This window comes from Streptomyces sp. NPDC002619 (assembly GCF_042889305.1).
Taxonomy (GTDB): domain Bacteria; phylum Actinomycetota; class Actinomycetes; order Streptomycetales; family Streptomycetaceae; genus Streptomyces.
The window spans coordinates 609,196-628,846 of record NZ_JBIAQV010000002.1; the positions used below are offsets into that span (position 1 = coordinate 609,196).

The window sequence follows — 19,651 nt, forward strand, 5'->3', positions numbered from 1 at the left end:
ACGTGGGGCAATTGGGGCCGCACGTGACGTGATCGATCACCGAGCCCTAGTGACATACCACGCGGTATGTGCGCAGAATCAGCGCAGCCCTTACCACCGCGTAGGCAATGTCGCCCCCGGGAGGACGCCGTGCTGAGCACCATGCAGGACGTACCGCTGCTGATCTCGAGGATCCTGACCCACGGGTCGACGGTCCACGGTTCGTCGCAGGTCACCACCTGGACGGGGGAGGCCGAGCCGCACCGCCGCAGTTTCGCCGAGGTCGGTGCCCGCGCGGCCCAGTTGGCGCACGCCCTGCGCGAGGACCTCGGGGTGGCGGACGACGACCGCGTTGCCACGCTCATGTGGAACAACGCCGAGCACGTCGAGGCGTACTTCGCGATCCCGGCCATGGGCGCGGTGCTGCACACGCTCAACCTCCGGCTGCCCGCCGACCAGTTGGCCTTCATCGTCTCTCACGCCGCCGACCGCGTGGTGATCGTCAACGGTTCGCTGATCCCGCTGCTCGCCCCGCTGCTGCCCCGGCTGACGACGTTGGAGCACATCGTGGTCTCCGGTCCCGGCGACCGCACCCCGCTCGCGGACGCCGGCGTACAGGTGCACGAGTACGAGGAGTTGCTCGCCGGGAAGCCGACCGCGTACGACTGGCCGGAGCTGGACGAACTCCGGGCCGCCGCCATGTGCTACACCTCGGGCACCACCGGCGACCCCAAGGGCGTGGTCTACAGCCATCGTTCGATCTATCTGCACTCCATGCAGGTCAACATGACCCAGTCCATGGGTCTGACCGACCGGGACACCTCGCTGGTCGTGGTGCCGCAGTTCCACGTCAACGCCTGGGGACTGCCGCATGCCACCTTCATGACCGGCGTCAACATGCTGATGCCGGACCGCTTCCTGCAGCCCGCGCCGCTGGCCGAGATGATCGAGACCGAGCGCCCGACCCACGCGGCCGCCGTGCCCACGATCTGGCAGGGCCTGCTCGGCGAGCTGCACGCCAAGCCCCGTGACGTCTCCTCGCTCACCCAGGTCACCATCGGCGGCTCGGCCTGTCCGCCCTCCCTCATGGAGGCCTTCGACAAGCTCGGCATGCGGGTCTGTCACGCGTGGGGCATGACCGAGACCTCCCCGCTCGGCACGGTGGCCCGGCCGCCGGCCCACGCGGTGGGTACGGAGGAGGAGTTCGCGTACCGGCTCACCCAGGGCCGTTTCCCGGCCGGCGTCGAGGCCCGGCTCACCGGCCCCGGCGGCGAACGCCTGCCCTGGGACGGCGAGTCGGCGGGCGAGCTGGAGGTGCGCGGCCCATGGATCGCGGGCGCCTACTACAACGGCCCCGACGCCGAACCCCTGCGCCCCGCCGACAAGTTCAGCGAGGACGGCTGGCTGAAGACGGGCGACGTCGGCACGATCTCCCCCGACGGCTTCCTCACCCTCACCGACCGGGCCAAGGACGTCATCAAGTCCGGCGGCGAGTGGATCTCCTCGGTCGACCTGGAGAACGCGCTGATGTCCCACCCGGACGTCGCCGAGGCAGCCGTGGTCGCCGTCCCCGACGACAAGTGGGGCGAGCGCCCGCTGGCCACGGTCGTCCTCAAGGAGGGCGCCACCGCCGACTTCGAGACCCTGCGCGCGTTCCTCGCCGAGGAGCGAAGGATCGCCAAGTGGCAGCTCCCGGAGCGCTGGACGGTCATCGCGTCCGTGCCGAAGACGAGCGTGGGGAAGTTCGACAAGAAGGTGCTGCGACGGCAGTACGCGGACGGGCAGTTGGACATCACGCACCTCTGACCGACGCCGACATCGACACCGGCCCGCGCCATGCCTTCAAAACGGCGGCGCGGGCCGCTAGTTGGTGCCGATCCGTGCCAGCAGATCGACGATCCGGCTCTGCACGTCCGCGCTCGTGGAGCGCTCCGCGAGGAACAGCACCGTCTCGCCCGAGGCCAGTAGCGGGAGGTCGGCCTGGCCGACGGCGGCGGTGTAGACGACGAGCGGGGTGCGGTTGAGCTGACCGTTCGCGCGCAGCCAGTCGATGATCCCGGCGGACCCGGCCTGCCGCCGGGGCACCTGCATCAGGTCCATCACGACCAGGTTCGGCCGCAACTGACCGGCCAGCGTCACCGCGTCCGCGTCGCTCGCCGCCCGTGCCACCTGCATCCCGCGCCGCTCCAGCGCCGCCGTCAGCGCCAGCGCGATCTCCGCGTGCTCCTCGATGAGCAGGACGCGCGGCGGATGCTGCTCACTGTCGCGCGGGGCGAGCGCCTTCAGCAGTACGGCGGGATCGGCGCCGTACGCCGCCTCACGCGTCGCCTGCCCGAGCCCGGCCGTGACGAGGACCGGCACCTCCGCGGCCACGGCTGCCTGCCGCAGTGACTGCAGCGCGGTACGGGTGATCGGCCCGGTCAGCGGGTCCACGAACAGCGCGGCCGGGAACGCCGCAATCTGCGCGTCGACTTCCTCGCGGGAGTGCACGATCACCGGACGGTAGCCGCGGTCGCTGAGCGCCTGCTGAGTCGTCACGTCCGGTGCGGGCCACACCAGCAGCCGGCGCGGGTTGTCCAGCGGCTCCGGCGGCAGCTCGTCGTCGAGCGGCTGCGGGCGCGGAGTGTCCGCGATCTCGATCGCCCCGCCCGGACCGTCCAGCGGCTCGGGTCCCTCGGCCGCGTTTTCGTCGGGGGCGCCGATGGCGTACGAACGTCCGGCGCCCTCGGAGACCGTGGCCGGCCGGGACTGCCCGCCGAGCGTCGGCTGCTCGGCCGACGGATGCGGCCTGGCCCCCGACTCGGGGCGCTGCTCCGGGCGGGCGTCAGGGTCGCGCGGTGTGCCCAGCTTGCGGCGACGGCCACCACCGACCGGCTGATGGGGCGGCGGGGTCGGGGCCGCCGTCGGCTGCTGCACCTGCGCGGCCTGCCTGCTGAACGGCACGCCCTGCCCCAGCGTCCGCACGCTGATCGCCCGCCCCTGTGTCGAGTTCGGGTCGACCGGCGCGGCGGCCGCCTCGGCGGGCAGCGGCTGGGCGGCACGCGCCGGAGCACCGGCCCGCTCCGGCGGCAGGGGAGTTCCGGGAGCCGGGGTCCGGGCGGTGGTACCCGCAGCGGGGGTGGCGTCGGCACCGGGCCACTGCTGCGGGGCCGCCTCCGCGGGGAGCGGCTGGGCGGCCGGGGGCTGCACCGGGGCGCCCTGTGCGGGGAGCTGCGGGGCGGCTACGGCCCGGGTCTGGGCCGGGGCCTGGGGAGGCTGGGGCGCGGGAGCCGAAGGCTGGGGGATCTGTTGGGGGACGGTGTGCGAGGGCACGGGCTGTCCGGGGGCCGTCTGCGCTGGGGGAACCGGCTGTCCAGGGGCCACACGCCCGGCCGGAACCGGCCGGGCGGGAGTCATCTGCGGGCCCTGTCCGACGGTGCCCTGCGCGGGCACGGCTGCACTGGGCAGCGCCTGAGGACCGGCGCCGTTCTGGGCAACGGCACCGGCCGCAGGGACGCCACCGGCCGGAGCCACGACACCAGCCTGACCGGAGGTCCCCTGCGCCGGAACTCCCTGCCCGGAGGTCCCCTGTGCGGGAACCCCCTGTGCGGGCGTCCCCGGAGCCTCGCCCGGCCGGGTCACGGCGCGTCGGCGGCGGCCCGTCGGCGCGTTGGTGGGGTGCGGCTGCGGAGGAGTGTGGTCCTCGGCCAGGTCATGGGCCACAGCGTCGTGCCGGCCGCCGTCACCCGGGGCGACGGACCCCGGCATCGGCATCGGCGCCTGTCCAGTGGCTGGCACTGGCGTGCGCGCGTCGGCGGACTCGGGCGTGCGGTCCGCATCGGCGGGCGGCAGCGCGAAGACCGTACGAGCGCCCGCCTCCTGTGCCGCGGCACGCTCCGCCGCGGCGGCCAGCGCACGACGTCGCCGCCCGGTCGGCTCGGCACCCTCGGCCACTGCGGCCTGCGGCGCCGGCTCCGGCGTCGACTGGGCCGCGGGCAGGGCGGCCGGCAGGGCCTGCGGTTCACCGGCGTCGCGCCGGGCCCGTCGTCCGCCGGACGCGGGAACACCCTGCGCCGGTACGGTCCCGAGCCCCACCCCCGAGGCAGCCGACCCCGCGGCATGCTCCGCCGCGGTCACGACGGCACCCTCGGAAACGCCCTGGTCACGGGCACCGGCAGCAGCGACATCGGCTGGTCGCCCGCGCCGCCGCCCGGTGCCGCCGGAGGCCTCCGTGCCCTCGGCCGGAGTGTCCGCCGTCTCCCCGGCCGCACGCCTCCTGCGCCGCCCGGTCGGCGCGGGTGCCCCCGCCTCGGAACCGGAACCGGAGTCGGAACCGCCGCCGGACGTGCCCGGGACCTCGCTCTCCAGGAAGGCGTCCACGGAGGACCGCCGGGCCCGCCGCCGTCCGCCACCGCCACCGGAGGAGGCCTGCTCGGCGGCCGGAGCACCGGAAGCCAGTTCGAGGGCCTGGGACTGAGGCGTGACGGCCCCGGCCCCACCCCCGAGCGGCACTTCGAGGACGTACGCACTGCCGCTCATCCCCGGCACCTCGTGCGTCTGCAGCACGCCGCCGTGCGCCCGTACGATCCCGCGCACGATCGGCTCGTGCACCGGGTCTCCCCCGGCGTACGGCCCGCGCACCTCGATCCGTACGACCTCACCGCGCTGCGCCGCGGCCACGACCACGGTGTTGTCCATGTAACCGCCTGCCGACACGGGCGCGTTGCCGGTGGCGTCGACCCCGGCGACGTCCGCGACGAGGTGCGCGAGCGCGGTCGCGAGGCGCTGCGGGTCGACCTCGGCCTCGATGGGCGGCGCGTGCACGGCGAACTGCACGCGGCCGGGGCCGATGAGCTCCACGGCCCCCTCCACACCGGCGGCGACGACGGCGTCGAGCATCACCTTCGTACGGGTGATGTCCTCCGTACCGGCGTCGAGCCGCTGGTAGCCGAGGACGTTGTCGATGAGCTGGGTGATGCGCGAGTAGCCGGCGGAGAGGTGGTGGAGCACCTGGTTGGCCTCCGGCCACAGCTGCCCGGCGTCGTCGGCGGCGAGCGCCGCCAGCTCGCGGCGCAGCTCGTCCAGCGGCCCGCGCAGCGAGCGGCTCAGCAGGGTGAGGAGCTGTTCGTGGCGGCCGTACAGGGCCTCGTAACGGTCCTTCTCCCGCTCGCCGAGCGCGGCGTACCGCTCCTCGCCCGCCGAGAGCTCCTCCTCATGCCGCTCCCGCAGCTCCTCGAGCTCGGTCACGTGCTTCTGGCGCAGGGAGGTGAGGTCGGAGGCGTGCTCCTCGGAGAGCCGCTCCAGCTCCTGGGCGTGCTTCTTCTCGGCTCCGGCCTTCTCCTCGGCGAGCGTGTCGTACGGCCGCCGGTCGGCGAAGGTCATCACGGCGCCGACGAGCTGGTCGCCGTCGCGCACCGGCGCGGTCGTCAGGTCGACGGGCACCTTCTTGTTGCCCTTGGACCACAGCACCTGCCCGCGCACCCGGTGCTTGCGCCCGGAGCGCAGGGTGTCGGCGAGCGGCGACTCCTCGTACGGGAACGGGGTGCCGTCGCCGCGGGAGTGCAGGACGAGGTCGTGCAGCGCCTTGCCGCCGAGTTCGCCGGCCCGGTAGCCCAGGATCTGGGCGGCGGCCGGGTTGAGCAGGACGATCCGCCCCTCGGTGTCCGTGCCGACGACGCCTTCGGACGCGGCCCGCAGGATCATCTCGGTCTGCCGCTGCGAACGGGCCAGCTCGGCCTCGGTGTCGACGGTCCCGGACAGATCGCGTACGACGAGCATCAGCAGCTCGTCGCCGGTATAGCCGTAACCGTCGTACGCCTGCTGTCCGTTCTCCAGGTTGGCGCTGGTGACCTCGACCGGGAACTCGGTGCCGTCGGTCCGCCGCGCGATCATCCGGGTCGGCTTGGTCCGCCCCTGCGGGTCCATGCGGTCGGGGCGGCGCATGGAGCCCGGGATGAGCTTGGAGTCGAACTGGGGCAGCAGATCGAGCAGCCCGCGCCCGACCAGAGCCGTGCCCGGGGTCTCGAACGCCTCCAGCGCGATCGTGTTGGCGTTGACGACGGTCCCATTGGCGTTGACCAGTACCAACGCGTCGGGAAGCGCGTCGAGTATGGCTGCGAGGCGAGCAGCGCCTCGGGATGGCCTGCTGCTCACGAGACGCTTCCTCCCTGTTACCGCACTTTTCCCACCGCTCGGGCCATCTTGCCAACCGTCCCGCGGCGTGTCACGCGAGGGAGTCTAAGGGCAGTGGTTGCGCCCGCGACGCCGGATGAGAGGGAGGTCGCACGACGAAGTGAAGAGGAACGTGTGACCGCATGCCCGGCCGTCGCCGAACCTTCGCCACTCCATCGCCGCTCCTTTGCCGCTCCTGCGCAGAACTTCGCGGAATTCCGGGGGGCATCCGCGGAACTTTCACCGGAGCGGGGATCCGGTCATGAACCGTCCGTGAACAGTCCGCGAGCCCCCCCACGGACCGTTGACCGCCCAGGTCAGGCAGGAGCGGGACCATCCGGTTCCACCGGGCGATCTCGCAGCCGTCGCTGCGGTGGTACGTCGCGTCGACCGGCCGTCCGGCCCAGATCCCGGTGACATGGGCGGTGGCCGGACCGCCGTACTGCATCGTGCAGACGCTGCCCTGCGGCACCGGCGCGAAGGGCTCACTGCCCCAGCGCGTGTTCCGGTCAACGACCGAGCACGCGCCAGCCACGTCCGGGTGACTGCCGGAGCCGGGATGACACGACAGCCGGTACGTCCCGTCACGCCCGGCACCGGCGTGCCGGACGGTGACGGTCAGATGATCACTGTCGCGCAGGGCGGGCGGGGAGGCTGCGATGGCGGGCGTGGCGGTGACGAGAGCGACGAGCGAGGCGAGGGAGGCCATGACGGAAGCCGTGACGGTGGTGACGGCGGCGCGCGAGGTGACGATGGGCGACATGACCTGACCAACGCGCCACACCCGCGGACGTTGCGCCCGCGCTGCGCCGCACCCCTGAGAAGGCCTTTGCCCTGCGGCCCGGCTGCCTAGTACCGTGGGAGCCGATTGGTGACAGCACGCTCGACTGTGTCATCATCTGCACGCAGCACTCGCGCGCTCGCGTGGGAGGTTGTGCTGGAGGCGTCGCCTAGTCCGGTCTATGGCGCCGCACTGCTAATGCGGTTTGGGACTTCAATCCCATCGAGGGTTCAAATCCCTCCGCCTCCGCACCTGATCACCGAAGCCCCGGTCCACAAGGACCGGGGCTTCGGTGCTTCAGACGTGTTTCCGCAGGTCACAACGGGTGCGGGCAATGGATTTCACATGGCGGCGGCAGTCATGTAATGTTCTTCCTGTCGCCGCGAGCGGGCCGGAAGGGCCGGGGGCGGGGCCAGAAAATCAAAATACAAGCACTCGTAGCTTAACGGATAGAGCATCTGACTACGGATCAGAAGGTTGCAGGTTCGAATCCTGCCGAGTGCACACAGGTGAGAGGCCCCGGAGAGATCCGGGGCCTCTTGCGTTTCATGGGTGTACAGCAGCGAAGTACAGCAACCGTGTCAGCCGGTACCGCCCATCGCGTCGGACAGCTTGCCGATCGCCGCGCGTACCTCTTCTTCACTCGCCTCGGCGTAGACCTCCATCGTCATGGCGATCTGCGAGTGGCGGAGTATGCGCTGCGCCACCTTCGGGTGGACCTTGAGCGCGACCAGGAGCGAACTGCACGTGTGCCGAGTGTTCCGCAGCGGGATGACCCGGAGCCTGGCACGGCGAGCACGCAGCGCGAACATACGGGTCAGGTTGCCCGGCTCGATCGGGGTTCCGTACTTCGTGGTGAAGATCAGATCGCGGCTGTCTTGCCAGAGCTCCCCTGCGGCCTTCCGGTCGCCGGTCTGCTGGGCACGACGCATCCGCAGCGCCTTGAGGCACAGTGCCGGCAGAGGCAGGAAATCGTCAGAGTCCTCGGTCTTGGTCTCACGGTGCAGGATCTGCCGACCCGCCCGCTGGATCTGATGATCCACGTACAGCTCGCCCATCTCGAAGTCGACGGACTTCCACGTCAGACCGAGCACCTCACCACGGCGCAGGCCGAGGCACAACACGAGCACCCAGGCCGCGAAGAGATGGTCATCCCGGGCAGCCGCATCCGCGAGGAACCGTCCAGCCTCGGCGACGGACCACGGCTTGATCCGACGGCGTCGAGGCTTGGGCACCTTCACCAGGGAGGCGACGTTCTTGGTGATCTCTTCCTCGGTGACCGCGTGGGTGAGTGCGGCGCGCAGGGCGTCGCGGGACCCTTGGATCACTCGCCGGGACGGATAGGACTCGCAGCAGTCGCCGACCGCGCAACACTTCCGGCGGTTGGGCTCCTGCTTGGCGTCCTTCCCCTGGGCGCAGCACTGGCAGACAGTCGCCAGCTTGGTCAGCCACTCGCGCACATCCCGGACCGTCAGTTTGTCCAGCCGCTTCGCGCCGAGGTGCGGGGCGATGTAGAGCCGCACGTACCCCTCGTACGAGATGTACGAGAGCGGGGCGAGGTTGGGCTTCACAATCGAGTCGAGCCAATACGCGAGGAAGGCGGCGAGCGTCCGGTGCCGGGTGGCTACTGGTCCCTTCTTCGCGTCGGCGTGCAGCTGGAGCCACTTCTCGTGGACCTCTTCGCGTGTCTTGCCGTAGGCGTACTTCCGGGCCCGCTTGCCGTCCGGCTTGGTCACCCAGACGTAGGCCGCGTAGCCGTTCTTGTACGGGTAGATCGAGCCCTCACCGTTGCCGCGCTTGCCGCTCATGCCGCCCACCCCGCTTCGGCTTCCCGGGTGCGGCGTTCGACGTACTCGTCCACGTAGCGAGGCAGGATGCGGCGGCTACGACCGTCCTTGATGGAGCGGATCTCCCCGGTCAGGATCAGCATCTTGGTCTTGGAAAGCCCGTAGCCGAGCATTTCAGCGACCTCCCGTGTGGTGTACCACTTCCGCTCGATCAGGGTGGTCGTCATGTTGCGGCTCCTTCCAGGGCGAGTTGGTCTTGCAGTGCTGCGCGGGCGGTTTCGCGGTTCAGCTGGAGGTCCCGGGCGATGGTCGCGGCGAGGGCGGACTCACCCGGGGTGTGACCGTGTCCGGCGTACTGCCAGTCGGTGAGGACAAGCACGGTGTCCGGCTCGCGGTCGTCCAGGCCAAGGGCTTCGCGCTCCTGGGCGGCGCGGAAGTCGGCGCGGGCCTGGCGGAGTTCGCCGAGGGTGGTCGAGTAGCGGCGGGACTTTGAGGAGAAATGGCCGCGGAAGCCGAGCATGTGAGCCCAGGCCCACAGACGGCGTTCCGGGTAGAGCGGATCGAGCTGCTTGCACGCCTCGATCAGGCGACGGGTGTGGTCAGGGATCTGGTGGCGGTCGAGTTCGGAGAGTTCGCCGATGCGGCGGTCCAGGGTGCCGGTGTTCTCGGCTGCTTTGGTGGCGTACTTGGCGACGTAGGAGGCGACGGCCTGTTCGGTGATGTCGGAGCCGTCGCCGAAGGCCTTGACGGGGCGGACGTCGAGCTGGGTGCCCCAGCGGAAGGTGCGGGCGGGCTGGTCCTCGGCGGCCGGAACGGAGACCGAGGTGTAGGAGTGCGCCGCGGCGGCGTGGATGGCGTCGGTGAGGAGGCCCGCCGTCGCCCAGGACGGCGGCGGGGTCTCGGGTCCGTCCGGTCCGTCGAGCCGGATCACGGCGTGGAAGTGCAGGGCACCGCGCTTTTGGAACTCGGCGACCTTGCCGTACGACAGTCGTACGTGGTCGGGCAGTTCGCGGCGGGTGAGGCCGGCGCGGGCGGCGATCTCGCGGCGAAGGCGGGTGGTGAAGCGCTGCCACAGGTCGCCCGCGTGGTTGTTGAACAGGACGGCGCCCGCGTAGTCGTACGTCTCCGGATCGAGCGCCGTCCCGAGCGCGGGGTCGTCGGCCGGATGCCGGGTCCCGCAGCGGCAGACGCCGTGGTCGGGGCGGTTGTGGACGGGGCCGAAGGACGGAGCGGTGAGGGTGGCGAAGACGCGGGGGTGGTCGCGGACCGTGGAGGGGATGTGGCGGCGGTCGTCGCCCGCCAGGCCCGCACGGATCAAGTGGTAGGTGTCGCCCGCGTAGGTCCATGCGCAGGAGGGGCAGCGGGAGGCGCGCCGGTTGCCGCAGGCGAGGCGGAGCCGTCCGCCGGGCTCGGTCTCGGTGGAGTAGTGGTGGAGGGTCTGGCCGGTGGTCTTGTCCTTGGTGAGGGTCCAGCCGGTGAGGTGGATGGGGTCGGCGCAGCCGCCGGTGCGGCGGATCTGCTCGTGCCAGCGGTCGAAGTCGTCGGCCGAGGCCACCCTCAGCAGATCGCCGAGGGTGACCGGGTCGAGCTGGGTTGTGAGGTTCAACGGCGCCACCATCCGCGCTTCTGAGGGGTGTTGGCGTTGCTGCTGGACGCCTCGTTGGAGGAGCGGCCGGCGCGGGTGGCCTTCGCGGCCCGGTCCTTGTCGTGCAGGTGGTGCGCCTTGACGATCTTTTTCAGGCGGTCGTAGTCGCCGTCGATCGGGTCGGGCGGGATGCGGTCGACTCCGCGGCTCCAGTTGCGGGGCATCAGACGCTCACCGCCTGGCGGACGGCGGGGCGGGTGGTGGTGCCGGTGCCGTGGCAGGCCGGGCAGTGGGCGGTGATGGTCCGCAAGAGTCCGTGCCGGTTGCGGCCGCCGAGGGTGACGGCGGCGGAGGCGAAGCCGTCGCAGTTCGGGCAGATCCGGGCCCGGGGTCGGGTGTGGTGCGTCATGCTGGGGGTTCCTTTCGATTGCGGTTGGAAGGGGCCGGACCGTCCGGGCGGCGGCGATGCTTGGTGGCTTGTGCGCCGCCCGGAGGGCCGGTCAGAAAGAGACGGGGCGTTGCCCGCGGCGAGCGGCGCGTCCCTTGGCCGCGTACATGGCGGCGTCGGCAGCGGCGAGAGCTCCGGGAAGCGTGTGGGTGGGCAGGTCCGCCAGACGGCAGGAGCCCACGGACGCGGCGAGCGGCAGCGTCTGCCCGGCGTGGAGGAAGGGCCGGTGCAGGGCGCGACCCAGCTCGGTGAGGTCGGGTCGGGCCGTGTGGTCGATGATGGCGACGAACTCGTCTCCGCCGAGACGTCCGGCGATCCCGTGCCGACCGCACCAGGTGGCGAGGCGGGATGCGGCCACGGTGAGCGCGGTGTCCCCGGCGGCGTGGCCGTAGGTGTCGTTGAGGGTCTTGAAGCCGTCCAGGTCGACCAGGACGACGAGCGCGTCCGGGTGCCGGCGGATGAGGCGAGTGGCGCGGGCGGTCCATCCCGCTCGGGTGTGCAGGCCGGTGAGCGGGTCGCGGCGAGCAACTGCGAGCCGGTGGGCGAGGAACCCGGAGTGAGCGGCCCAGCCGACTAACGGCGGGACGAATGCCAGTACTTGCGTGTCCACGGTTCTCCTTCAGAAGCGGTTGGAAGAGAGGTGCGTGAGCCGTCCGGACGGCGGCGATGCTTGGTGGCTTGTGACACCGTCCGAAGGCCGCTCAGCGGCGCCGGTTGTCCGAGGCGACCAGCGAGCGGATGACCAGGGCGCAGACGGCGACGGACGCAGCAGTGATGGCGACCGCGAGGAGCAGCGAGACCAGGACCGCGCCGACGACCAGGACCACGGCCGCGCCGGTGCCGACGAGGGCGAGCACGGAGCCGCGGGTGAGCTGCACGGCCGGCCGGGCCGGGAGCGGCGACGGGGAGTCGGCCGGGGCGGGCGCGAAGTGCTGCGGGCTCTGCTGGATGACGGCGGTCGGTTCGACGACCCGGGCGGGCGGGGTGATCTGGCTGGTGGGCTGGGGCATGGCCGGGACCTTGGGGCGGAGCATGGCGGGGTCTCCCTTCTGGGGTGGTTACTTGACGGCGGTGTCGATGACGGGCGCGAGCAGGCTGTCGGCGAGGAGGTAGCCGCCGAGCAGGAGGACGGCGACGAGCCACCAGGGCGGGCGGATGAGCTTGACGCCGAGCCAGCCGACGACGATCAGGGCGAACCAGAGCGGGACGTCCACGAGGCCGTTCTCCTATCGGGCGGTGCAGTGGTGGGTGCGGGCGGCGAGCTGGGCGGCGGTCTGGCTGGAGTAGTCGGCGGACCAGCCGCAGTGATCGTTGGTGCACACCGCGGCGTGCTTGGTGTGGCCGTGGCGGTCGCGGTGGGCGCCGATCTGCACCGGGCCGATCCGCATCACGGAGTGGAAGTGGTCGCGGGCAGGCATGACGGGTTCTCCTTCCGGGTCAGGCGAGTTGGGCGGCGATGGCATCGGCGAGCTGGGGCGGGACGCCGAGGCGGGCGCGCAGGGTGTCGGTGTCGATGTGGGCGCCGGTGCGGGCCTGGTGGTCGGCGGCGAGCTTGCGGGCGTGGTCGACCAGCGCGGCCGGGACCGACGGAAGCGGCGAAGCCGGGGCAGCGGGTGCCAAGGCTGGGGTCCCGTCGGACACGGGAAGCGATGCCGGTTCGGGCTGCGGATCGGGGACGGATTCCCGCTCGACCTCCGGCGTCGGAGCCGGGCCCGTGGAGGCCGGCTGAACCGGCTCCAGGTCCTCGTCCTCGGCAGCGTGCGAGTGGGCGAGAAGGGTGCCGCCGAGGAAGGCGAGGGCGGGCCATCCGGCGATGCCGAACCGCAGCCAGGCCGGAGGATGGGCCAGGTCGAGGAACCCGGCGGTGGCGACGTTCGCGCCGAGCGAGGCCACCAGGGCGATCAGGAACCAGCACCAGGCCAGCCGCGACGGCCCATCGGAGCGAAGCCGGCGCCAGGCGGCGACCAGGAGAAGATCCACGCTGATCGGGTAGGCCCATCCCTTCCAACCGGTCTGACCGGCAGCGTCGGCCAGCTCGTGCAGGTGGGCGAAGGACAGAGCTCCGGCGATGACGGCCTGGACCAGGACGGCGTCCACGCGGAACGCGGGCCGCGCCATCACGAGCCGCCGGGGTAGTCGGGGCCGTCGGCCGGGTCGTAGCCGGGCGGGAACGTCCCCGCCGGCGGCTCGGGCAGGGACGCGGCCAGCGACGGGCCCACGGCGTCGATGAAGCCCTGATCAGCGCCGGATACGTCGGCGTAGAGGGCGAGTTGGCCCAGCAGGAGCACGGTACGGGCGAAGTCCTCGCAGTCGGGGCACATGACGTGCTTCTCCCTTCAGCAGGCATGGAGGGGGTAGGGACCCGGCGCGAGACGGTCACGCCAACCGGAGAGCGGGAGAGATCAGACGGTCGCGGGCGCGGCCTTGGCGAGCGGATCGCAGACCGGGGTCGGGGAGCCGACGATGGGCCGGAAGGCCGCGAGAGCGGGCAGGTCCGGGGTCCAGTCGGCGTAGCGGTTGCAGATGTTCACCGCTGCACGCAGCGAGGTGTGCGGGGCGCGGATGCGGGCCCAGCCGCCGGAGGAGTCGCCGGTCACGGCGATGCCGGGGGTGTCAGTGGGGATCTGGATCGCGGCGAGGACGGCGTCCGGGGCGATATCGCCGAAGGCCATGTTGGCGGAGGATTCGTCGTTGACGCGGTGGGCGGTGCGGCCGGTGAGCTGGGCCCGGAGCATCGTGATGCCCTTGCCGAGTTCGGAGCCGAAGCGCTGCCCGCAGATCTCCAGATAGATCCCCGCAGCCCTACCCAGCTGGGCGAGGCGCACCAGGGCCGTGATGATCCGGTCGCGGCGCTTCTCCTCGTCCTTGGACGCGAACAGGGCGAGTTCGGCGACCTCGTCCACCAGGACCACGATGGGAGTCGGCCGCAGGTGCTCGGGCAGGTCCCAGATGTCGGCGGCGATCTCCGCATCCGGCACGTTCACCGTGATCCGCTGCTCAGCCCGGATCACCTGATAGACGTCCGCCATGTGCGAGACGAGGGCTTCGAGGAGATCGAGAGCGGAGTCGGGATTGTCGGCGAGCGCGGAGAACCGGCGCGCCAGCGGGAAGAGTTCGACCCCCTGCTTACAGTCGATCCCGACCAAGGCGACATCCATCGGGGCGAGGCCGGCCACCAGGTTGCGCTGGTAGACGGACTTCCCGGACTCGGTCGCGCCGAGGGTGAGTCCGTGCGGAACGGCCCGGTAGTCGCGGTAGTGCACGGCCCCGTCCTCCCGCAGCGCGACCGGGACTCGCATCGGCGCCGGATCAGCCTTGGCGGGCATCTGGACCCGCTTGAGGACGTCGTAGCCGGTCATCCGCACTTCCACGACACCGGAGCGCAGTTCCCGGGAGGTCACGCCGTACATGCCGAAGGAGTGACGTAGCCGGTCGGTGGCGGCGGAGACGTCGAACGCGTCCTGTCCGGGGCGGAGTTTGAGCCGCAGGACCAGGCCGGTCCGGGTGGGCCGGAGACGCAGGATGCGCGGGGCCCTCGACTCCGGGACGGGCCGGTTGGTCATCCGGGCCAGGGCCAGACGCCAGCGCGAGGGCGGGACAGTCAGCCTGCACGCGTCCATCACCGAGGTGTAGCGGACCAGGACCCGCAGCACGGCGAACGCGGCCCCGAAAGTCAGCCAGTACCAGGCGGGGCGCCACCACCGCAGGACCAGCGCGGCAGCAACGATCAACACCAGGGCGATCGTTAACCCGGTCATGATCAGGCCGCCTTCGGCGCCGAGCCGGTGGCGGCGAGCGAGGTGACGGCGACCGCGCGGAAGGCGATCCCGTGCCGCTTCTGCCCGTTGAACTCGTTCTCCCATGCCGAGGCCACCAGGCCCGTCAGCGCGACCGGGGTTCCCATGACCAGGTCCTCGGAGACGCCCGGCTCGGGAACGGTGAGCTTCAGGATCTCCACCTCGTCCGGCGTGGAGAACATGACCTCCACCGTCATCAGCGTGACGCCGTCCTTGTCCACGGCGATCTCACCGGTACGACGGTCCTTGATCTTCGGTTGCGGAGCCTTGGCGACCATCACGGTCGCGTTCGTGGTGTCGACGGGGATCTGACGCACAGAGATTCACTCCTCTATAGAGGCTGGACTCCGTCACTCATGTATATGAGTGACATGAAGAAGAGTGCATGACTCCTGTATATGAGTCAACCCGTCGCGATGAAGAACTCGCGACGGGCTGAGGGGAGTTGAGGGAGCGTCAGTCGACTGCGGGGATCCGGTACTCGAAAACGAACTGGTCAGCGGCCATGAGGGTGTCGCAGACCTCCACCACGCGACCCTCGGTCGTACGGGCCTCACGGATCAGGTGGATGACCGGGGCGCCGGGGCTGAGAGCCAGCTCCGAGGACTCCGCCTTGGAGGCCGGACGCCCTTGCAGCGTCTCGACGAACTCCTCGAACTCGTGCCCGTGATCTTCGAGTCGGGCATAGATACCGCCACCGCCGGGATTCTCGGCGAACAGCTCGGGGATGTCCTTCACGACGTCCCACGGGAGGTACGACGTTGCCGTCTCGACGGGCGTGCCGTTGCGGAAGTAGAGGCGCCGTCGGGCGAGCACCTGAGTGCCGGCGGAGATACCCAAGCGTTCCGCGGCATCCTCCGGGGCCTCCATCGGGCCGATGTAGAGGACGCTCACCTTGGCTGTGGCGCCCGACTGCTCGGACTCGGCGAGATAGGCGGACTTGCCGCCCTGCCGAAGCGAGCGCCGGAAGCGGTCGGAGGACCGATGGCGCACTGGCGGCCGATCCTTCACGGTCGAGCCCTTGCCGTGCCGCGTTTCGACCAGTCCACTCGCGCGCACCTCGACCATGGCCTTACGGATCGTGCCGCCTGAAACGCCGTAGCGGTCGACCAACTCGGACTCGCTGGGCACCATGTCGCCTGGCTTGAGGACGCCAGCCCGGATCTGCTGCACGATCTCGTCGGCGATCTGTACGTAGCGAGGTACGGACCGCTCACCTCCTACTGCTGTTCCCATAGTCCTTCTCTTCCTCCTATGCTCCTGCACATGAGTAACAGGGTCCAGGAAGGCGAGTCAACGCCGCTGCACTCCGTGTCCGTAGCGGGAGTGGTGGTCGGTGAAGACGGCCGACTCCTGGCGATCCGCCGTGCGGACAACGGCACTTGGGAGCTCCCGGGTGGAGTGCTCGAACTCGATGAGACCCCCGAGGCTGGCGTCGCCCGCGAGGTCCTGGAGGAGACGGGCATTCACGTCGAGGTGGACCAGCTCACCGGGGTCTACAAGAACACGACCAGGGGCGTCGTTGCCTTGGTCTTCCGGTGCAAGCCCTCCGGGGGCACCGAGCGCACGTCCAGCGAATCGACCGCGGTTGACTGGCTCACGCCCGAAGAGGTCAGCGAGCGCGTGGCCGAGGTCTTCGCGATCCGGCTCCTAGACGCCTTGGACGGCAACGGCCCGCACGTGCGGAGCCACGATGGCAAGCAGCTGCTGCGCCGCTAAGGTGCCCCGATGACTGCACCAGATGGAACACGGCAGAAGCCGAGGCAGCTGACCGAGCTGGGCGACGTACACGACTTCCTCGACGAGGTCCGCCTACGCCCCGGGATGTGGCTGCCTGGCAGTTCCCTGCAGCATCTCGACTCCATGCTTGTTGGATACCGAGTCGCGTTGGCAGTGCACGGCACCGCAGAGGACTTCGACTTCTGGAACCCTGGCTGCCAGGGGCCATTCGCCGAGTGGCTGTGGAAGCGGCTGGGTCGGCACAGCTCCCTGGGATGGGCAGCTGAGATCGAGCGCGAGGCTGAAGCCTCCAACACACCAGCGGTCGAGCTGTTCTTCAGCCTGCTGGACGAGTACCGCGCTGAGCGCAGTCAGCCCAAGGGATAGAACTTTCTCTACTTCATCAAGCCCGGCTGCGCTCCGCTCCGCCGGGCGCGCTCCCGGCTCCGCTCCGGGCGCCGCTCCTGCCTTCGGCCCGCTCCGCCCGCGCTGCGCCGACGCGCGCCCACGTGTGGATAGGGCCGAGGCCATGAAGGCGAGCACCGCACGAATGCGGGCCACGGTCAAGGACGAGCCTCCGGCGGGGGATCGGCCGACACCGGGATGGAGGGGGCGCCGTTCCCGACTGCGGGTCCATCGTGGCGTGCGCGGGGAGCTCCCATCCCGTCCACCGTCAACCCAGGCAGAGCCGAGCAGACGCGGCCCATGGCGTCCAGGTCGTTCGTACAGTGGCGCGCTCCACCTGGACGCCATGAACCACGTCCGCTCCACGGTGTGTGGGTCGACGGCAGACGGGATGGGAGCTGGGGAGTGTGGTGGGTTGAGGACGACAGGCGGACTGTGACGGACCGATTCAGAGCAGAGCAGCCGCCAGCCCCTGCATGATGTGTGCAAGCCTGACCGTGAGCGGGGGAGTCGGCACACACGACTAGATGGGGGAGGACGCGATGCGCGAGGCCTATCACGAGGAACTGGAGTCGATCTGTGATGGCCTGGTGGAGATGGCGAACCTGGCCGGATCGGCCATAGGCCTGGCCACGACCGCGCTCCTGGATGCCGACCTGCAGCTGGCCGAGCACGTGATCTCGGCCGATGTGAAGGTCGATGACCTCCAGCGCGACCTGGAGAACCGGGCGATTGCGGTGCTGGCGCGGCAGCAGCCGGTGGCCACGGACCTCCGGGTGGTGGTCTCCTCGCTGCGTATGAGCGCGGATCTGGAGCGCAGTGGTGACCTGGCCGAGCATGTGGCCAAGCTGGCCCGGATGCGCTACCCGCAGCGGGCGGTGCCGCGCGATCTGCGCCGCACGGTCCTGGAGATGGGTCAGCTCGCGCAGCGCCTGATGGCGCAGGCCGCCGAGGTGCTCATCACCCACGACGTCGCTGCGGCACTCCAGCTGGAGAAGGACGACGACCGCATGGACGAGCTGCACCGTACGATCTTCCATCACCTCATGGACGACCAGTGGCATCACGGCGTCGAGACCGCCGTGGACGTCACGCTGGTCGGCCGCTACTACGAGCGGTTCGCCGATCATGCGGTGTCGGTGGCCCGGCGCGTGGTCTATCTGGTCACGGGTGAGCACGCAGACGAGCTGCTCACGGACGGGCCCGCATGACCTCCGTCAGGCCCGGCAGGGTGCCCGCTTGTCTGGCGCTCGCGCGGCGCATAGCTGCGAGCTGGGGTGCGGCCCCATTCGGCGCACGTGGCGTTGGCAAGCCGCGCCCCGGCGGTCAGCATGGGCGCATGGTGGAACACATGACGGTCGTGCGTGGCATCACCCGGGGCAAAACGCACCGGGGAGGGTGGGTCGAGTACGAGCCCACCGGGCGTGCCGTGGTGCGATGCACCTGCGGCCTCGACAGCGGCATCGTGGCGGAAACCCAGGCAGTGCAGATTGCCGATGATCACCGGCAGCAGGCCGCGGAAGCCCGCCTCTGACAGCTCTAGAAGAGCAGCGCTTGTCAAGACCGCGCGCGGCGGCTGACACCAGCGGCTGACACCAACAAGCGCGAACAGCAGCGGTCGACGCCGGACCTCCGTGGACGATCGGCCGAGGTGCAGGACCGGTCGGTCGACGTCGACGGCCCCTGGTGATCGACCTGATAAAGATGAGGCTAGATGTCAAAGCCTGTGCCGGCGTGGGCGTCGTCATCGGCCGATTGATGGCGCGCGTCGGCTTGAGGCAGTCACGTGCGTCGGATGACCAGCACGGCCACGTCGTCGAGGTGGTCTACCGCGACGGCGGCGTCGAGGATGCGGTCGGCGGTCTCCTCCGCGTCCAGTCCGTCGTGGAGGGCCGCGCCGGCCAGTGTTCCGGCTCGTTCCAGTCCGGCCTCCAGCGTCAGGCCCGGTCCTTCGACCACGCCGTCGGTGACCATGACCAGCGCGCTGTCCTTGTCCAGGGTGAAGGTCTCCTCGCGGTACTGGGTGTCGGGCACGACTCCCAGGACCGGCCCGCCCGGCAGTTCGCGGATGCTGTGGCTGCCGTCCTTGCGCGCGCACAGCAGCGGCACGTGGCCGGCGCTGGTGCCGGTGACCCGTCCGTCGCGCGGGTCGAGATGCAGCATCGTGCAGCTGGCGAACCGTGCCGCATCCATCGTGACCAGCAACTCGTTGATGCGCGTCAGCACGGTCGCGGGATCCGGCTCGTGGGCGGCGATCGCACGTATGGAGGCGCGCACCTGTCCCATGGATGCAGCGGCGTCCACGTCATGCCCTTGAGCGTCGCCGATCTCCAGGGCGACCGCGCCGTCGGGCATCACGAAGGCGTCGTACCAGTCCCCGCCGATGTCCAACCCGTCCCGGCTAGGCCGGTAGCGGGCGGCGACCTCCAGGCCCGCCAGGTGCTCGGGCAGCCTGGGCAGCATGCTCTGCTGCAGCGCCGTGGCCAGCTCGACGCGCGCCTGCTGCAACCTGATGCGCCGCACTGCCTGGCCCGCCAGGTCGGCCAGCGTACCCACGAGGGTCCGCTCGTCCAACGACGGCCGATGTCTACTGCGGTAGAAGACCATCCACGCCCCGAGCGGCTGATTGCCGATCTCGCTGAGGGGGGTGATCGAGACGGCATAGTCGAAGCCGATCCGGGAGAACCACGGAATAAGGACCCCGTGCGGCCAGCGGCGGATGTAATCCTCCCGGTCGGGGATGAACTGCGGTCGGCCGGTTCGGATCACCTCGGGCAGCGGGCTCGGATGGTCCAGCCGCAGGCCGTCCAGGGTCTCGATCTCCCACACGGCCATCCCGGCATCGGTGAAGTAGCGCAGGCGGCCGTCGTCGACGAGTGCGAACAGGACGCCGCTGGCCCCGAATGTCGCGGCGAGCCGGGTCAGGACGACCTGCCGCAGCTCCTGCCCCGTGGCTGCGGTGATCAAGGCGGAGGAGAAGTCGGCGATCTCCTTGGCACG

Annotated in this window: 21 protein-coding genes, 2 tRNA genes and 1 pseudogene; 7 read left to right on the plus strand and 17 right to left on the minus strand. The window is 70.7% G+C overall.

Annotated elements, in window-relative coordinates; translation table 11 throughout:
• The first annotated feature begins 129 nt into the window (after positions 1-129).
• A complete protein-coding gene (locus tag ACFYXB_RS07065) occupies positions 130-1,785 on the plus strand; it encodes a long-chain fatty acid--CoA ligase (RefSeq protein ID WP_389578569.1) in 1,656 nt (551 codons plus the stop codon).
• A 57-nt stretch (positions 1,786-1,842) separates the two neighbouring features.
• On the opposite strand, the gene ACFYXB_RS07070 is transcribed toward ACFYXB_RS07065, so the two are convergent.
• Both ACFYXB_RS07070 and ACFYXB_RS07075 read right to left on the minus strand, forming a co-directional pair.
• Positions 1,843-6,111: a PAS domain-containing protein gene (locus ACFYXB_RS07070; RefSeq protein ID WP_389578572.1), complete on the minus strand. Its 4,269-nt coding sequence runs from the start codon at positions 6,109-6,111 to the stop codon at positions 1,843-1,845.
• Positions 6,112-6,436: 325 nt separating this feature from the next.
• Positions 6,437-6,838 (minus strand): annotated as a pseudogene (locus tag ACFYXB_RS07075) (SSI family serine proteinase inhibitor); the annotation flags it as partial.
• Positions 6,839-7,068: 230 nt separating this feature from the next.
• Between ACFYXB_RS07075 and ACFYXB_RS07080 the strand changes: the two are divergent.
• Positions 7,069-7,159: transfer RNA gene (locus ACFYXB_RS07080), tRNA-Ser, on the plus strand.
• 182 nt (positions 7,160-7,341) lie between these two features.
• Positions 7,342-7,414, plus strand: a tRNA-Arg gene (locus ACFYXB_RS07085).
• A gap of 77 nt (positions 7,415-7,491) precedes the next feature.
• On the opposite strand, the gene xerC is transcribed toward ACFYXB_RS07085, so the two are convergent.
• From xerC to ACFYXB_RS07155, 14 genes are all read right to left on the minus strand, one after another.
• Positions 7,492-8,727, minus strand: coding sequence for a tyrosine recombinase XerC (gene xerC, locus ACFYXB_RS07090; RefSeq protein WP_389578575.1), 1,236 nt, complete (start codon positions 8,725-8,727; stop codon positions 7,492-7,494).
• Positions 8,715-8,924, minus strand: coding sequence for a helix-turn-helix domain-containing protein (locus tag ACFYXB_RS07095; protein WP_389578578.1), 210 nt, complete (start codon positions 8,922-8,924; stop codon positions 8,715-8,717). Before ACFYXB_RS07095 ends, xerC begins: the two co-directional genes overlap by 13 nt.
• Positions 8,921-10,303 carry a replication initiator protein RepSA gene (gene repSA, locus ACFYXB_RS07100; RefSeq protein ID WP_389578585.1) on the minus strand — a complete coding sequence of 461 codons (1,383 nt, stop codon included), beginning with the start codon at positions 10,301-10,303 and terminating at the stop codon, positions 8,921-8,923. The genes ACFYXB_RS07095 and repSA overlap by 4 nt, the downstream gene beginning before the upstream one ends.
• On the minus strand, positions 10,300-10,506 hold the full coding sequence (locus tag ACFYXB_RS07105) for a hypothetical protein (protein ID WP_389578588.1): 207 nt from the start codon (positions 10,504-10,506) through the stop codon (positions 10,300-10,302). Before ACFYXB_RS07105 ends, repSA begins: the two co-directional genes overlap by 4 nt.
• Complete coding sequence (locus tag ACFYXB_RS07110; RefSeq protein ID WP_389578591.1) at positions 10,506-10,691, minus strand: hypothetical protein; 186 nt, start codon at positions 10,689-10,691, stop codon at positions 10,506-10,508. The genes ACFYXB_RS07105 and ACFYXB_RS07110 overlap by 1 nt, the downstream gene beginning before the upstream one ends.
• A gap of 91 nt (positions 10,692-10,782) precedes the next feature.
• Entirely contained in the window at positions 10,783-11,340 is a 558-nt protein-coding gene (locus tag ACFYXB_RS07115) for a GGDEF domain-containing protein (RefSeq protein WP_389578594.1), read from the minus strand.
• A 91-nt stretch (positions 11,341-11,431) separates the two neighbouring features.
• On the minus strand, positions 11,432-11,764 hold the full coding sequence (locus ACFYXB_RS07120; protein ID WP_389578596.1) for a SpdD-like protein: 333 nt from the start codon (positions 11,762-11,764) through the stop codon (positions 11,432-11,434).
• A 24-nt stretch (positions 11,765-11,788) separates the two neighbouring features.
• Complete coding sequence (locus ACFYXB_RS07125; RefSeq protein ID WP_351133121.1) at positions 11,789-11,944, minus strand: hypothetical protein; 156 nt, start codon at positions 11,942-11,944, stop codon at positions 11,789-11,791.
• Between the two features lie 12 nt (positions 11,945-11,956).
• On the minus strand, positions 11,957-12,148 hold the full coding sequence (locus ACFYXB_RS07130; protein ID WP_389578599.1) for a mobile element transfer protein: 192 nt from the start codon (positions 12,146-12,148) through the stop codon (positions 11,957-11,959).
• Between the two features lie 19 nt (positions 12,149-12,167).
• Positions 12,168-12,848, minus strand: a complete 681-nt coding sequence (locus tag ACFYXB_RS07135) for a DUF2637 domain-containing protein (RefSeq protein WP_389578674.1) — start codon at positions 12,846-12,848, stop codon at positions 12,168-12,170.
• Entirely contained in the window at positions 12,848-13,051 is a 204-nt protein-coding gene (locus ACFYXB_RS07140; RefSeq protein WP_389578601.1) for a hypothetical protein, read from the minus strand. The genes ACFYXB_RS07135 and ACFYXB_RS07140 overlap by 1 nt, the downstream gene beginning before the upstream one ends.
• 81 nt (positions 13,052-13,132) lie before the next feature.
• On the minus strand, positions 13,133-14,488 hold the full coding sequence (locus tag ACFYXB_RS07145) for an FtsK/SpoIIIE domain-containing protein (RefSeq protein ID WP_389578604.1): 1,356 nt from the start codon (positions 14,486-14,488) through the stop codon (positions 13,133-13,135).
• 2 nt (positions 14,489-14,490) lie between these two features.
• Positions 14,491-14,844, minus strand: a complete 354-nt coding sequence (locus tag ACFYXB_RS07150) for a hypothetical protein (RefSeq protein ID WP_389578607.1) — start codon at positions 14,842-14,844, stop codon at positions 14,491-14,493.
• Positions 14,845-14,983: 139 nt separating this feature from the next.
• Positions 14,984-15,763 (minus strand): GntR family transcriptional regulator, encoded by a 780-nt coding sequence (locus ACFYXB_RS07155; RefSeq protein WP_389578610.1) that lies wholly within the window; start codon positions 15,761-15,763, stop codon positions 14,984-14,986.
• Between the two features lie 18 nt (positions 15,764-15,781).
• Here ACFYXB_RS07155 and ACFYXB_RS07160 point away from each other — a divergent pair, with 18 nt between their 5' ends.
• From ACFYXB_RS07160 to ACFYXB_RS07175, 4 genes are all read left to right on the plus strand, one after another.
• Positions 15,782-16,246 carry an NUDIX hydrolase gene (locus ACFYXB_RS07160; RefSeq protein ID WP_389578613.1) on the plus strand — a complete coding sequence of 155 codons (465 nt, stop codon included), beginning with the start codon at positions 15,782-15,784 and terminating at the stop codon, positions 16,244-16,246.
• A gap of 9 nt (positions 16,247-16,255) precedes the next feature.
• Positions 16,256-16,633 (plus strand): hypothetical protein, encoded by a 378-nt coding sequence (locus ACFYXB_RS07165; protein WP_389578616.1) that lies wholly within the window; start codon positions 16,256-16,258, stop codon positions 16,631-16,633.
• A 560-nt stretch (positions 16,634-17,193) separates the two neighbouring features.
• On the plus strand, positions 17,194-17,862 hold the full coding sequence (gene phoU, locus ACFYXB_RS07170; RefSeq protein ID WP_389578618.1) for a phosphate signaling complex protein PhoU: 669 nt from the start codon (positions 17,194-17,196) through the stop codon (positions 17,860-17,862).
• A gap of 128 nt (positions 17,863-17,990) precedes the next feature.
• Positions 17,991-18,185 carry a hypothetical protein gene (locus ACFYXB_RS07175; RefSeq protein WP_389578621.1) on the plus strand — a complete coding sequence of 65 codons (195 nt, stop codon included), beginning with the start codon at positions 17,991-17,993 and terminating at the stop codon, positions 18,183-18,185.
• Between the two features lie 248 nt (positions 18,186-18,433).
• Here the strand turns inward: ACFYXB_RS07175 and ACFYXB_RS07180 are convergent.
• A partial coding sequence (locus ACFYXB_RS07180; RefSeq protein ID WP_389578623.1) for a PP2C family protein-serine/threonine phosphatase occupies positions 18,434-19,651 on the minus strand: 1,218 nt, incomplete at its 5' end.